This window comes from Rhodothermales bacterium (assembly GCA_017643395.1).
Taxonomy (GTDB): domain Bacteria; phylum Bacteroidota; class Rhodothermia; order Rhodothermales; family UBA10348; genus JABDJZ01.
On record JAEPNP010000008.1, the window covers coordinates 13,498 to 27,191 of the forward strand.

The following is a 13,694-nucleotide window of genomic DNA, read 5'->3' on the forward strand; positions in this document are numbered from 1 at the left end:
CGATGAGTGAAACCAAGACGACGACGACTCCATTTTCTTCGAAGGAACTGGAGCACTTCCGCGGCCTGATTCACGAGAAGCGCGCTTCCGCACAGGACGACATCGGCCGTATGCGCGACCAGCTGGCAGATGCGCGCGAGCAGGCCGAGAACGACACGGCCTACAGCTTTCACATGGCTGATGCCGGGACGGACGCCATGGAGCGCGAGAAGCTGTACCTGATGATCGCACGCCAGCAGAAGTACGTCGGCTACCTGGATCGGGCCCTGGAGCGCATCGAAAACGGCACGTACGGGATCTGCAAAGTCACCGGCAATCCCATCGCGAAGGAGCGCCTGGAGGCGGTCCCGCACACCGAGATCTCCATCGAGGCCAAGCTCCAGCAGAAGAAGCGCTAGGCAGGCCGACTTGGCAGAAGAGAAGCCCCACAGCGACACCCCCGACTCGGAGGCGCCGGCAGAGACGAATGCTGCGGCGCCGGAATCAGCCGCGGCCGGCACTCACGCTGACGGTGCCGTGAAGCCCCCGGCGGAGACGAACGGCGGGGCGCCGGGCTCGGTCGCCAGTCAGGCAACGGGTCCCGAGCAGTCCGTGGCGGACGAAATCGAACGCGCGCTCGACGGCGAGGCCGACCTGCCTGCCACGCAGTTTCAACGCCGTGAATCCGAATCGGCGGCGGACGGTGGGGAAATCGAACCTGCAGGGGAGGAGATCGAGGAAGCTACTGCGGTTGTGGTTCCCCCGGAGCCCGCTGCGGAGCCCGTGGAGGCCCCGGCATCGACCGAGGGTGAAGACTCGCAGGCCGGCGCGCCGGAGGTGATGCCGCTTCCTGCACCAAAACTGGATACGGGCAAGACCAACTACACGCCGCTGTTGATTGCCGCGGCGATCATTGTTCTTGTTGACCAGGTCACGAAGATCACGGTCCTGAAGAACATGGACTACGGTCAGAGCATCCCCGTCATCGGGGACTGGCTGAGGTTGACCTACACCGAGAATCCGGGCATGGCGTTCGGCATCGAGCTCGGGGCACCCGCGCTCGTGACGATCTTCTCCATTGTCGCCACCATCCTCATCGTGGTGTATCTGGCTCGGGTTGGACGACTCTACGCGCCTTACCGGTACAGCCTGTCGCTGGTACTTGGGGGAGCTGTGGGCAACATCATAGATCGTGTCTTCTACGGCGCCATCTGGTACGACGAGCCGCTATTCCTCGGGCGCGTTGTGGACTTTATCCATGTCAACCTTTGGCGAGGTCATGTGCCGGAGGCGATCCCGTTCATAGGCGGCAACTACATCGCCCTGTTTCCCATCTGGAACGTGGCAGACATGGCCATCGTGACGGGTGTCGCCGGGATTCTGATCTTTCAGCGTTCGTTCCACCGAGCGATGGCGGCCATGGAGGTCTCGGCGAGTCCGGTTGTGGCGGGCACGGCACCCATCGACGGCGTAGCGCCAAACGACCCACTGGCTCCCGATAGCGAAGCGGCGCCCAAGTAGGCGAGCAGGGCGTTCGAGCCGCCCGCCGACTGGTCAGACCCCATGCCGGACGCGGTCAGTCCGGGCAAGCGCCTACCAGCTGGCTCTGACTGCGAAGGTCACCACGCGCGGCAGCAGCTCACGCACTCCTCGGTCCAGAATGCCGGAGTCCGGTGTCGAACTGTAGTAGCGCTCCTTGTCCAGGACGAACCGCCAGTCTGCCGTGTTGGTACGACCAAGCAGGTTGATGACGTCCAGGCGTGCCTGCATGCCGACCGGTCCCAACTCGAACGAGTAGCCGGCGCCGACGTCCAGCTGCACCAAATCGGGCAGCTTGTGGGTGTCGGGTTCGGTCAATGCGTAGTGCTCAGCCTGTCGCCGAATCCGCTCACCGGTGCCCGTGTTGATGGTGGACTCGAGCAGGCGATCGAGGTCGTTCGAGTAGGCACCGAGAAAATCGTAGTAGGCCTGTCGGAATCCCCAGGTCCGACCGGAGATCATGCGCCAACGCGCCAGCAGGACCATGCCCGCTCGAGGCATGACGTTCGTGGAGAGTTCCACGCGATGAGGCTCACCCCAGGGCACGGTGAGTAGCCGGTCCGTGCCCTGAATGCGGCGTCGGCCGTCCGTGTACTCGTATCGGGCCTGCAGGCTGGAGAGGCCGAATGATCGTTTCAGGACCAGGGAATAGCCCCGGGTGCTTCCGCTGGACGAGCGAAGGAAATCAGACTGGGCAAGGTTGGGCACGTCGGTAGATGCCGCATAGTCGAGGGCAAGAATGTGGTAGTGCCGCTTGTAGTGGCTCTCCGCACTGACGGTCCACCGGGGGGCCGGCCGCCACAGTACTTCGCCCGTCAGATGGCCGGACTTGGGGGGAGCGACGCTTGAGTCGACAGCCATCCAGAACCGGGTGGACGAGACAAACGTGCGCGGGCTGCGACTGGAGACATCAAACTGGTTGACAAACTGACGGTAGATGCCACTGCCGAGGTAAAAGGACCAATCGCCGGAACGGGTGCCCGGGAAATCCAGTCGCGCCGCCAGGCGGGGCTCGGCGTAGAGCGACTTCCTGGCAGCCAGGTAGGTGAACCGGCTTCCCATTTCGAGCACCGCATGCCGACCCACCTGCATTTTGTCCTGTACAAAGGACGCGAAGCGCCAACCGGAGAAGCTGTGCTCAAGAGGCAGCTGCTGGCTGCCGGCGATTCGCACGCGATCCGATGTGAGAACCGCTTCGATACCGGCTTCTGCGTAGTGCCGGTCGGAGAGCGTATAGTCGATTCCTGCAGAGAGGCCAGCCTCCGAAACGCGATTTCCATCGTCCTCCGGGGAGGCGAGTGTAATCTGATCCCGGGCTACGAAGTCGTGGCGCAGGCCGTATCGGGAGTACCGGGCCTGCAGTGAGCCCAGGGATCGCGCCGAAAGCACGGCATCATAGGATACTTGCGCCGTGGCTGTCCGCCAGAAGTAGACGTCCGACAGCTGGCCCAAACTGTCTATGTCCACGATGCCTCCCGTGCTGGAGACGTCGATGCCGGAGAGGTCGTTGCCGAGCTGGCTGCCACCCAGAAACAGAGAGGCGCCGAGCGTTTGCAGGTTGCGCTTGACCTCTCCGGCCAGGTGCAGATCGCCGAACTGCATGCTGGGGCTGCCGATGGGCGGGAAGGTGTCGAAGGGCGTGTTGCGTTCGGCAAAGGCAGACAGCAGGAAGCTGTCGATGAGATTCCAGTCGTCCAGCAGGTTTGAGAGACTGCGCGGCGCGGACAGGGACCACAAGCCGATGCGCGATGCCCCCATGACGGTCGCGCGCATATCGCGTCCCGCGTGCACGCCGGAGAAGCGTGCATTGATGCTGAGCGGGTCGGCCTGAACAAGCGAGCGAGAGGCGAATCCGGCCTCGGGATTGAGGCCGCGCAGGGCGTAGCGCAAGTCATGGCGCGCCTCGATCACACCCGAGATGTGACTTCCCAGCGGGGCGCCGAAGCCCGCCTTGTTGATTCGGATCGATCCGAGCGCAAACGGACTGAACGGTCCGATGAAAGACGCGACGTTGAGCGGGATGAACACCGGCGCTCCGTCGAGCCTGAACTGATGCTCCCCGGCGTCGCCGCCCTGGATATGCACGTCTCCGGTCGCGTCGTTCACACGCACGCCCATCAGGGCATCCAGGCCTTGCAGGCTGTTTGCGGTGCCCAAGCCGCTGGTAAGATCCTCCTGTTCGGCGAGGGCGAATCCCAGCACCGTGGACGAGGGCTGCATGGCCAGACCCTCCAGTACGAGGGGGGCTAGCAGGACTGCCTGGGCGGTGAGTTCGATTTCCGGGCGAACGGAGCCGCCCGGCTCGATGACAATTTGCCTGGAGGTGGTCTGGTAGCCGATGTGGGATACCTGTACGGCGTACTCGCCCGGCAGCAACCTGTCGAAAGCGAACATGCCGCTCTCATTGGCCACGCGGCCGCGCTGGGCTTCAGCCAGATAAACGTGCGCCGAAGGCACCGGCTGGCCGGTACCCGAGTCCACCACGATGCCACGCATGTTGCCCCAGAGGGGAGGAGCCTCGATCGCGGCCTCGATGACGTACGTGCCGGACGAGCGACGGTAGAAGTCCAGGCCCGTGCCCCGCAGAATGCACTGCAGCACGCCCTCGACCCGCTCGTCGCGGGCGACACAATAGACCCGTTTGCCTTCCACAAGAATTGGAAGCCAGACGATGTTCAGGTCGGCCGCCGCCTGAAATTGCCGGAGTGTCTCATCCAGCGGCGTGCCGCGCCAGGCAAACGTGTACGTGGCGTCCTGGGCAGCGGCTTCCCTGACGGGCAAGGCCGCGACCAGCAGCAGAAGCAGCACCAGGGTTCGCATCCCGGCGCCGGCTATGGTATTCGTCCGCGACATCTGTCCAATACCGGACAGACCGTGCAACCTCAATCCTACGGTCCGCCCAGACCGAAAAATACCGCGCAGCGAGACGGGATACAGTGACGCCAGGGGAGTGGTGCAGACAGTTCGCCACCCATACGCGGCAGGTCGAAGCGAGTGCCGCGAAAAATCGTGGCCGCGGGGTAGTGGGTGGGTGCTGCTCCGGATGTGGTGTGCGGGGTCGAAAACGGGGCCCTGATTACACAACTACACCCTTCCAAGAGCACCCTTGGTCGAATACGGGCCCTGATTCCACAATCGCGGGCTTCGAAGGGCCGCCGAGGTTGAATCCGGGGCCCTGATTCCACATTGGCGGGGTGGAGGGCGGTGGCGGCCCCGCGACTAACGCTGGGCGCGGTGCGGGCAGCCCCAGGCCTCCCGGTCACGGCCCTGCGCAACCGAAACGCTACGGCCGCTCGCTCTGATACACCTCGAACCCGTTCGCCGTGGGCCGGATCTCGGCACCCACCGCATCGGCCAGGTCCGCGAGAATCTGGTCTATGCCGATCGTCGTCTCCCGCCAGTAGTTGACCTCGATGCGACTGATGGCCTCGGTAGCGTCGATACGCAGGTCGAAGCGTCGCTCGAGCTCTTCAAACACCCCACCGAGGGCGACACCATCAAAGGCCAGACCGCCGAAGCGCCATGCCGTGGCGCGCTCTACCGAAACCGGTTGGGGAGCCTGTACGGTCGTGGCGACACGAGTACCCTGACCGGCGGTCAACCGTACCTCGTCGTCATCACCGGACACGCGCACGACACCGTGCTCGACCGCAACCTGTGTCGCGTACTCAAACCGGGATTCCCGGGCCCGCACGTTGAAGGCGGTCCCGACCACTTCCACGGACGAATTAAACGTGCCGATGCGGAACGGCAGGTCGCCGGATTCCGAAGCGGGCGTCACATCGAAGAAGGCCTCACCGTCCAGGTCTACGGAGCGGTCGGAGACGGCAAACCCGTCTGAGACACGGAGTTCTGTGTGTGGAGCGAGGTCCACACTTGTGCCGTCCACCAGATTGATCGAAGCCACCGCATCGCCGGCCCGGTACACGGACTGGGAGGGATGCGTCAGGTAGCCCGCCATTACAAACAGCAGCAGACTCGCGGCTACCGCCGTGTATTGGCGGAACACCGAGGTGCGTACAAGACGCAGCATGCGCACCGGTGCGGCCTGTCGCGGCGCAACGCTCGGCGAGAGCCGCACGGAGGGTCGCTCGGCCGTCATGGCTGCCAGGGCCTGCCACGAGCGGGCCTTCACACCGGCATCGACTGCCGGGGCGTCACCCGCCAATTCCCAGGCCTCCTTGAGGACCTCCCGCTCATCAGCAGGCACCTCCGCAAGGACGCGTTGCAGGGAATCGTATGATCCGGCGTTACGCATGGTGAATTGCAGCCTAACGGACTTCCACGCCTGCCTCGCGGTAGGCGTCCAGTTTCTTCCGTATGTGCTGCAGGGCTAGCACGATGTGGTTGTTGACAGTCTTTGGCGCGAGGCCCATCAACTTCGATATCTCCTCGTGGCTCAGACCCTCCCGGCGGCTCAGCAGGAACGCCTCTTTCCGGCGTTCGGGCATCGCGTTGATCCAGGAGTTGATCTTGCTACCGAGGGTATCGGCGTCGATGTAGTCCTCTACAGAATGTTCGTCCGAAGAGAGTTCTGAGCCGGCATCCAGAGCCTCTGTCCGACGGCGCTTCTTGTGTCGCTCATGGTTGAGCGATGCATTTCGCACCATCTGAAACAGAAGCGCCTTCAGCGAACGCTCTGGGTCAAGCGAATCCCGGACCTGCCAGATCTTGGCAAAGGCCTCCTGAACCAGGTCCGCTGCAGCCTCCCGATCACGCACGATGTAGTCCGCATAGCGATACAACGGGTCGTGCATGTTTTCAAACAGGGCGGCGAAAGCTTCCCGGTCAGAAGACCGTATGGCGATCGACCAGATCCGAAACTGCCCTTCCGAAACGTCAGACATCAGGACAACCTCCGATCAGGGGTAATACAACCCCGGAACCCGAAATACCCAATGGATAGAGCATTTCTGTGTGGACCATTGTCTGATGGATTGAATGCAAGCCCGTAAGTCGTTGTGGCAGTAAGAAGGGGAGGGGCCGGGGGAGGGGAGTTCCAAGGCCGGGAACCCCCGCTTTTCGCGAAGATCCGGAAGGTAAAGTCGTGCGACTCCATTAAACGGAACACCGCAATTCAATGGCGATTATAGGCGGCCCATCCGTTGGGAGGCCCCATTCGGATCGGACCCTTCCGCCCGGTGGTACGACGTTTGCCGCCTCCCGATCCTGAACCACCAAGGCTCCCAATGAGCTACGATCTCAGCCGGATACGCAACTTCTGCATTATTGCGCACATCGACCACGGGAAGAGCACCCTGGCCGATCGGCTGCTGGAGCGAACCGGAACCCTGACTTCCCGGGAGATGGAAGCCCAGGTGCTCGACTCCATGGACCTGGAGCGTGAGCGTGGGATCACCATCAAGAGCCACGCCATCCGGATGCAGTACCAGGGCGCGGACAGTCAGGAATACACCCTGAATCTCATCGACACGCCGGGCCACGTGGACTTCACCTATGAGGTCTCGCGAGCGCTGAAAGCGTGCGAGGGCGCGATTCTCGTGGTGGACGCGGCGCAGGGCATCGAGGCGCAGACCATTTCGAACCTGTTCCTGGCGATGGAGAATGATCTGGAGATCATTCCCGTCATGAACAAGGTGGACCTGCCGAGCTCCAACCCGGACGTGGTGGCGCAGTCCATCGAAAACCTGATCGGCGAGCCCGCTGAGGACGTTTTGCGCATCAGCGCCAAGACGGGAGAGGGCGTCGATGAACTCCTGGAGGCCATCGTCCGTCGGGTCCCGGCGCCGACTGGCTCGGCCGACGCACCGCTGAAAGCGCTGATTTTCGATTCAGTCTTTAACACGTACCGCGGCTCGATCGTGTACGCCCGTGTCTTCGACGGCACGCTCCAGAAGGGGCAGCGCATGCGGTTCATGTCCAACGGGCGCGAGTACGATGCGGAAGAGCTCGGCTTTCTGCGGCTGAACATGGAGCCGGTGAAGAAGCTTCGTGCCGGCGAGGTGGGCTACGTGATCGGATCCGTCAAGGACGTCAAGGACACGCGGGTCGGCGATACAATCACCACCGCCCGGGGCGGCGCTACCGAGCCTATTTCCGGCTTCCGGGACGTCAAGCCCATGGTGTTCTCGGGCGTATACCCGACGAACTCGGAGGACTTCGAAGATCTTCGGGCCTCGCTCGACAAGCTGCAGCTGAACGACGCCGCGCTGACCTACGAACCGGAAACCTCGGCCGCTCTCGGCTTCGGTTTCCGCGTCGGCTTCCTGGGCCTGCTCCACATGGAGATCATCCAGGAGCGTCTGGACCGCGAGTTCGGTCTCGACATCATCACCACAGTCCCGAACGTGAAGTACATCGTCCAGAGGACGGACGGATCGGACATGGTGGTGGACAACCCTAGCCTGATGCCCCATACGGGCGTGATTTCGGAGATCCGCGAGCCGTACGTCAAGGCGGAGATCATCACGCCGAGCGAGTACATCGGCAATCTGATGCAGCTTTGCCAGGAGCGCCGAGGGGTCTACAAGAACACCCAGTATCTCGATACCGAGCGGGTGAACCTCGTCTACGATCTTCCTTTGGCGGAGATCGTGTTTGACTTCTATGACAAACTGAAGAGCCTCAGCCGGGGCTATGCTTCGTTCGATTACGAGTTCACGGACTACCAGACCAGCCATCTGGTGAAGCTGGACGTGATGATCAACGGGGACCCGGTCGATGCGCTCTCCACCATTGTCCACCGGGAGAAGGCCTACGAGATGGGTCGCAAGCTGACTCGCAAGCTGCGAGAGCTGATTCCCCGTCAGATGTTTGAGGTGGCGCTCCAGGCTACGATCGGAACCCGCGTCATCGCGCGTGAAACCGTTCGGGCGATGCGCAAGGACGTAACGGCCAAGTGCTACGGCGGTGACATCTCCCGGAAGCGCAAGCTGCTGGAGAAGCAGAAGGAGGGCAAGAAGCGCATGAAGCAGGTCGGGCGCGTGGAAGTCCCTCAGGAAGCGTTTCTGGCTGTTCTGTCGATGGACGAGTAGATGACGAGGGGGCTGTTGCTACTCCTGGCGCTGGGTCTGTACGGGCCCGCCGGAGCGCACGCCCAGGAACTTGCCGACCGGTTCCGCCGCGTGCGCATGGTCTACGTGGCGCAGGAAGTGGCCCGTCAGCAGGGCATGCGCCTGGAGCCCAGGCCACCGGATCACCTGGCTACTCGCGGAGATTCCCTGGCCGCCTGGATGGATTCGCGGAAGCCTGAGATCGAGCTGCCCGCTCCCGAGCCGCCACCGCCTCCGTTCCGGGTGGAGCGGGTCAAGGTCTACACTCGCCTGGAGCGTCCGGTCTTCCAGGGCAGGCATCGTCAGGCCAAGTGGGCGTTCATGCAGGGCCGCAGACTCACCGAGATCGACACGACGTCCACCGCCGATCTGCGGGCACGCCTTCAGGCGCACTTCGGTCCGCCGACCATGACGCTTGCAGAGATGGACAGTGTCGCCGGCCGTTCGGCCGAGGAAATCATCCAGTTCGAATACTGGATGGTGGTCAACGACTCGATCCCCGTCATGATCATCGATGTAAACGGACCGCTGTCCCGCGGTGTCGTTGTAGCAACCGAGGCCAGGTGGCGCGAGTCACTGGATGCGCTGCGCTACGGACTGCTCGGGAGGCTGTTCACCGATCCTCGGCGCGAACCGTTTGTGGACTATTTCTACCAGACAGAAACGGCAGCCTGGTATGCCACCGGATTTGACGGAGCAACGTTCTTCCATCAGCGTATTGGGACGCCGAACCTCACGATGGGGCGGCCGCGCCTGGCACAATACGTGAGTGATTCGCAGCGTTAAGCCCTCGACCCCTCGAAACTGAGTTCCTTCGTGGCCAAGACAGAATCATCACGAGCAGAGCGCAAGAAGCGCCGCGCCGACCGTAAGAACGCGCGCGGACAGGCTCCGCAGAAGAGCAAGCTGCGCGAATGGCTGGATGCTGTCGTGTTTGCCGTCGTCGTGATGACGATCGTGCGCACACTCTTCTTTGACCTGTTCCGGATTCCGACGCCGTCCATGGAGAAGAGCCTGCTCGTGGGCGACTACCTCATGGTGTCCAAGCTGCACTACGGCACGCGTACTCCGATGACGCTGGGTATCCCATTCACCGGCATCTACCTGCCGGGCGTCAATCTGCCGAATACCCGTTTCCCCGGGTTCAGTGAAGTCAAGCGAGGCGATGCGATCGTCTTTAACTGGCCGGCCGACGAAGGTCCCATCGATCGAAGGGAGCACTACATCAAGCGCGTCATCGGACTGCCTGGCGAGTCGGTGCAAATCGATGACAAGGCGGTGCTGGTAGACGGCGAGCGCGTGCCGTTGCAGGAGGGCATGCAGCAGACCTGGGACATCGTCAAGACGGAAGCGCGCATGCAGCTCTCCGGAGCTGCGCTGACGGATCTCGGCGTTTCTCAGCTGATTCAGACGCCTGATCCGGCGATCGTGCGCGTCGCAGCGACGGAGGCCGCGGCTCAGGAAATTGGGCAATGGCCGTGGGTGGAAGCGGTCCGTCCCGCCATCGCCGCCCCGAATCCCGGGCTGTCGGCGCTCATGTACCCCTCCTCAAAAGGCTTTACACCCGACAACTACGGACCGCTGCCTATCCCCTCGGAAGGCCAAACGGTGACGCTTACCGCCGAAAATTGGGAGTTCTACGCCCCGGCCATCACACGGTATGAAGGACACGACTTCGAGGCTCGGCCCGATGGTTCGTTCGCGATCGATGGCGTGCCCGCAGAGACGTTCACCTTCTCGCAGGACTATTTCTTTGTGATGGGAGACAACCGCGACAATTCCGAGGACAGCAGGTTCTGGGGCTATGTGCCCATGAGCCACGTCGTCGGCAAGGCGGTGTTGGTCTATTTCAGCTGGGACGCGAGCAAGAGGCTGCCGCGCTTCGGTCGCATCTTTTCGCTGATTCGGTAGGCGCGGGCTCTGATTGCGTCAACCTATTCGGCCGCCCGGGGCGCGATCAGGTTCCATATTGGCTCGGATTGAACCTATTCGGGCGCCCGGGGCACGATTAGGTTCCATATTGGCTCGGATTGAACCTCTTCGGCCACCCGGGGCGCGATCAGGTTCCATATCGGCGCTGAGTCAATCTTTTCGGCCACCAGGGGCGCGATCAGGTTCCATATTGGCTCGGATTGAACCTCTTCGGCCGCCCGGGGCGCGATTAGGTTCCATATTGGCTCGGATTGAACCTATTCGGCCGCCAGGGGCGCGATTAGGTTCCATACCGCCGCTGAGTCAACCTATTCGGCCGCCCGGGGCGCGATCAGGTTCAATACTCGCCGCACCGCGCCGCGCCGGTCGGGCCTTCCGCACGGTAAAGTCGCCTCGCAAGCTGACGGTCAGTCTCCGCGGCGGACGCGGTCGAACATCTCCTGCTGACGCGTGCCCGGCGGCACGTCGTACGGATTGCCGGGAAGGATCACGCGATTGAGGATCGGGTAGCGCGCGCGCTCGTGGAACGGCTGGGGATCGCCCACCGGATCCTCACCGATCACAAGCACGGTAGTCCCAGGCTCGATCACCCGCACATTTGCGGAGCTGACCATGCCCGATCCGGCCGACGTGACCCAGGTGTCTCCCCAGTCGTAGATCCACTTTGCGTCCTCTTCCACCAGGCGCACGCACCCGTGGCTACTCGGACCGCCAGTGGGCATGGGATACTGGTGGATATGGATGCCGCGGCCCTCGTGGAAGTTGAACACCCAGTACATCTCCCACGGTTCGCCCGGAGGCGACATGGACGACACACGATATTCGGTCTTCCAGTTGAAATTGAAGCGGCCCGTCGGTGTGGGCGTGATCTCCCCACCGGTATTGACGATTCCCCAGCGCGCCAGTCGTCCATTTTCGTAGGCAGCCCACGCCTGCACACTCTTGTCGATCACGAATAGCTTGTCGAAATCGGCTCCGCCCTGGTAGAACTTCGGAAAGGGGGTATAGGCGCAGAACTCCAGGTCAAAGCGGCTCGGCACGACCAGCGTGTCGCCCACTTCGGCGCGCTCAATCAGTTTGCGGTTGAGCATGCCCACAAGCTTGGCTCGTTTCCGGCCCAACTGCAGGTCGCCGTCTCCGATCACCTTGTAGAACGTGTTTCTGGCCAGTACAGAATTGTTGCGGCTCGAGTAGAGGATGAAGTACTCGTAATTGACCTCGGGCAATTCGGTCACACGCGGGCTGCACGGCGACAGAATCTCAGCCAGCGCCCGCTGATTGATGTACTGACCGCTGGCCGGTAGCGCAGTCGCGAGAGCGAGCAACAGGAGCAAAGGGAATCGAAAACGCATAATCAAAGCATCAAGCGGTGGCCGGAGCGCACCCTTCCTCTCGCAATTGTTGGACCATTTCCAAACTGCCGAGCACCACGAGGGAATCTCCCGGCGTGAGCTCGACATCGGAACGTGGATTGAATACCATCTTGTCGGTCTCCTTGTCGATGATTGCCACGACAATGGCCTCGAAACGGCTCCTGAAGTCGCTTCCATCCAGGCTGGAGCCGGCGAGAAGGCTGCCCTCTTCGATCTTCACCTCCTGCAGGTTCATGCTCTCGGTGAAGCGCACACTACTCATGAACTTGTCGACATCGGGTCTCAAAATGACCTGTGCCATGCGATCAGCCCCGATTTCGTAGGGCGAAATCACCTGGTTTGCTCCGGCGCGCAGCAGTTTGCGGCGATTCTGCTCCTTGTCCGTGCGCGCCAGAATGAAGACGTCCGGATTCATCTCCCGGGCTACCAGCGTTACAAAGACGTTGGCCCGGTCCTCGGGAAGCGTGAGAATGAGGCCCTTTGCCCGTCGGATACCCGCCGCGTCGAGCGTCATCTCCTCCTCGGCGTCACCATCGACATGCGTAAACCCGGCATCGAGGATCTGGTCGATTTTCGGCTGGGACCTCTCAATGATCAGAAAGGGAATGTCGTTAACCGACAGGTCGACGGCGATTCGACTCCCGATGCGGCCGAATCCGCAGATGATGTAGTGATCCGACAACTTCTCGATCATCTTGAGGCGGTGACGTTCGCTGAACGTGCGACTGTTGATCAGAATCTGGGCAGACCGAGTGGCTATGAACGCCACCGTGCCGATGCCGCCCAGCCCCAGAAAGATCGTAAACACTCTTCCGAGGGGCGAAAGGCTCTGCACCTCGCCGAACCCGATCGTGGTCAGCGTGATGAAGGTCATGTAGAACGCGTCCAGCCACGACCACTCCTCGATGACCACATAACCCACGGCGCCGAGCCCCATAAGTCCGGCCAGGGCCAGGTTGGCCGCCATCAGCTCTCGCCGGGCGGAGTCGTCGGCCCTACTCAGGCCACGAGGTTTGTGCTCGGTATCCCGAAGACGCGTGAGTGCCATGTTTCGCGCGCTTCCTGTTCGATGCGGCCCAGGTCGGCGACTTGAGTGAGGGAGAGGTCAATGACGGGAGTAGTTCCGAGCACCCTGCCGGCTGCGACAAGGGCTCGGAACTCCGGTCGTTCTACGACCTGAACCTCGCCTTTATCGGTTCTGTAGGCAATGGAGAGGCCGGTCATCCACCGAAAGTCCATCGCCCGTCCAATCCCTTCCAGGATATGCACGGACTTGTCGATTCCGCATCCGGATATGTCGGCTTCCTCGACGACGGCGGCGATTCCAAGCAGGCGGCCTTCGATGAGCTCTGCGGCGGCCAACACCGGTCTGCCATGGCTGGTCCAGGTGTCCATGAAGGCCTGAACGCGGGTCATGACAAAGTCTTGCTCCGACGGCGTCAGCACGCGATCGCAGGCGTACAGCCAGAGCCGCGCCTCCTGAGGGAGACGGGAAATCTTGGAAAAATGGGTCATCGGGGGCTACTCAAACAGCGTTCCTGAAGTGTTCGAATCGGGGACGGAAAGGGAGTTGGCTTCCCCGTCTCCTCCAGCCGGGCTTCCGGCTGGTTGGGCACGCAACTTCTCCACACGCTGCTCTGCCTGCTCAAGTCGTTCCATGCATGTGCGTGCCAGCTTCGTTCCCTGTTCGTACAGTTCTATCGCCTGCTCCAGACCAGTCTCCGGGCTTTCTAGCAATTCCGTGAGCTTCTCGAGGCGATCGAGGCTTTCCTCAAAGGTCCCTTCCGGAGAAGACATGGCATAAAAGCTGGTTGAGCGGCCTTGTACCGACCGCGCGCCGGAAAGATCACGTATACTC

Annotated in this window: 12 protein-coding genes; 5 read left to right on the forward strand and 7 right to left on the reverse strand. The window is 62.2% G+C overall.

Annotated elements, in window-relative coordinates:
- The first annotated feature begins 2 nt into the window (after positions 1 to 2).
- The gene (locus JJ896_18015; protein ID MBO6781560.1) at positions 3 to 398 is read left to right on the forward strand and encodes a TraR/DksA C4-type zinc finger protein; all 396 of its coding nucleotides are present in this window, start codon (positions 3 to 5) and stop codon (positions 396 to 398) included.
- A 10-nt stretch (positions 399 to 408) separates the two neighbouring features.
- Entirely contained in the window at positions 409 to 1,500 is a 1,092-nt protein-coding gene (gene lspA / locus JJ896_18020; protein MBO6781561.1) for a signal peptidase II, read from the forward strand.
- Between the two features lie 72 nt (positions 1,501 to 1,572).
- Here lspA and JJ896_18025 read toward each other — a convergent pair whose 3' ends face one another.
- From JJ896_18025 to JJ896_18035, 3 genes are all read right to left on the reverse strand, one after another.
- Positions 1,573 to 4,371, reverse strand: a complete 2,799-nt coding sequence (locus tag JJ896_18025; GenBank protein ID MBO6781562.1) for a carboxypeptidase-like regulatory domain-containing protein — start codon at positions 4,369 to 4,371, stop codon at positions 1,573 to 1,575.
- Positions 4,372 to 4,801: 430 nt separating this feature from the next.
- A complete protein-coding gene (locus JJ896_18030; GenBank protein MBO6781563.1) occupies positions 4,802 to 5,776 on the reverse strand; it encodes a FecR domain-containing protein in 975 nt (324 codons plus the stop codon).
- 13 nt (positions 5,777 to 5,789) lie between these two features.
- Positions 5,790 to 6,365, reverse strand: coding sequence for an RNA polymerase sigma-70 factor (locus JJ896_18035; GenBank protein MBO6781564.1), 576 nt, complete (start codon positions 6,363 to 6,365; stop codon positions 5,790 to 5,792).
- Between the two features lie 342 nt (positions 6,366 to 6,707).
- Here JJ896_18035 and lepA point away from each other — a divergent pair, with 342 nt between their 5' ends.
- From lepA to lepB, 3 genes are read left to right on the forward strand one after another with little or no spacing between them, the layout of a single operon-like run.
- Positions 6,708 to 8,513 carry an elongation factor 4 gene (lepA, locus tag JJ896_18040; protein MBO6781565.1) on the forward strand — a complete coding sequence of 602 codons (1,806 nt, stop codon included), beginning with the start codon at positions 6,708 to 6,710 and terminating at the stop codon, positions 8,511 to 8,513.
- Positions 8,514 to 9,317, forward strand: a complete 804-nt coding sequence (locus JJ896_18045; protein MBO6781566.1) for a hypothetical protein — start codon at positions 8,514 to 8,516, stop codon at positions 9,315 to 9,317.
- 30 nt (positions 9,318 to 9,347) lie between these two features.
- Positions 9,348 to 10,442 (forward strand): signal peptidase I, encoded by a 1,095-nt coding sequence (gene lepB, locus JJ896_18050; GenBank protein MBO6781567.1) that lies wholly within the window; start codon positions 9,348 to 9,350, stop codon positions 10,440 to 10,442.
- 428 nt (positions 10,443 to 10,870) lie between these two features.
- Here lepB and JJ896_18055 read toward each other — a convergent pair whose 3' ends face one another.
- The 4 genes from JJ896_18055 to xseB are packed head-to-tail and all read right to left on the reverse strand — an operon-like array spanning position 10,871 to position 13,633.
- The gene (locus JJ896_18055) at positions 10,871 to 11,815 is read right to left on the reverse strand and encodes a L,D-transpeptidase (protein ID MBO6781568.1); all 945 of its coding nucleotides are present in this window, start codon (positions 11,813 to 11,815) and stop codon (positions 10,871 to 10,873) included.
- Positions 11,816 to 11,825: 10 nt separating this feature from the next.
- Positions 11,826 to 12,884 (reverse strand): potassium channel protein, encoded by a 1,059-nt coding sequence (locus JJ896_18060; GenBank protein MBO6781569.1) that lies wholly within the window; start codon positions 12,882 to 12,884, stop codon positions 11,826 to 11,828.
- On the reverse strand, positions 12,836 to 13,351 hold the full coding sequence (locus tag JJ896_18065) for a hypothetical protein (protein ID MBO6781570.1): 516 nt from the start codon (positions 13,349 to 13,351) through the stop codon (positions 12,836 to 12,838). The genes JJ896_18060 and JJ896_18065 overlap by 49 nt, the downstream gene beginning before the upstream one ends.
- A gap of 6 nt (positions 13,352 to 13,357) precedes the next feature.
- Entirely contained in the window at positions 13,358 to 13,633 is a 276-nt protein-coding gene (gene xseB, locus JJ896_18070; GenBank protein ID MBO6781571.1) for an exodeoxyribonuclease VII small subunit, read from the reverse strand.
- Positions 13,634 to 13,694 lie beyond the last annotated feature (61 nt).

Coding starts and splice junctions, on each gene's coding strand:
- JJ896_18015 (MBO6781560.1), top strand. CDS start 3: ATGAGTGAAACCAAGACGACGACGACTCCATTTTCTTCGAAGGAACTG.
- JJ896_18065 (MBO6781570.1), bottom strand. CDS start 13,351: ATGACCCATTTTTCCAAGATTTCCCGTCTCCCTCAGGAGGCGCGGCTC.
- JJ896_18025 (MBO6781562.1), bottom strand. CDS start 4,371: ATGTCGCGGACGAATACCATAGCCGGCGCCGGGATGCGAACCCTGGTG.
- xseB (MBO6781571.1), bottom strand. CDS start 13,633: ATGTCTTCTCCGGAAGGGACCTTTGAGGAAAGCCTCGATCGCCTCGAG.
- lepA (MBO6781565.1), top strand. CDS start 6,708: ATGAGCTACGATCTCAGCCGGATACGCAACTTCTGCATTATTGCGCAC.
- JJ896_18035 (MBO6781564.1), bottom strand. CDS start 6,365: ATGTCTGACGTTTCGGAAGGGCAGTTTCGGATCTGGTCGATCGCCATA.
- JJ896_18030 (MBO6781563.1), bottom strand. CDS start 5,776: ATGCGTAACGCCGGATCATACGATTCCCTGCAACGCGTCCTTGCGGAG.
- JJ896_18060 (MBO6781569.1), bottom strand. CDS start 12,884: ATGGCACTCACGCGTCTTCGGGATACCGAGCACAAACCTCGTGGCCTG.
- JJ896_18045 (MBO6781566.1), top strand. CDS start 8,514: ATGACGAGGGGGCTGTTGCTACTCCTGGCGCTGGGTCTGTACGGGCCC.
- JJ896_18055 (MBO6781568.1), bottom strand. CDS start 11,815: ATGCGTTTTCGATTCCCTTTGCTCCTGTTGCTCGCTCTCGCGACTGCG.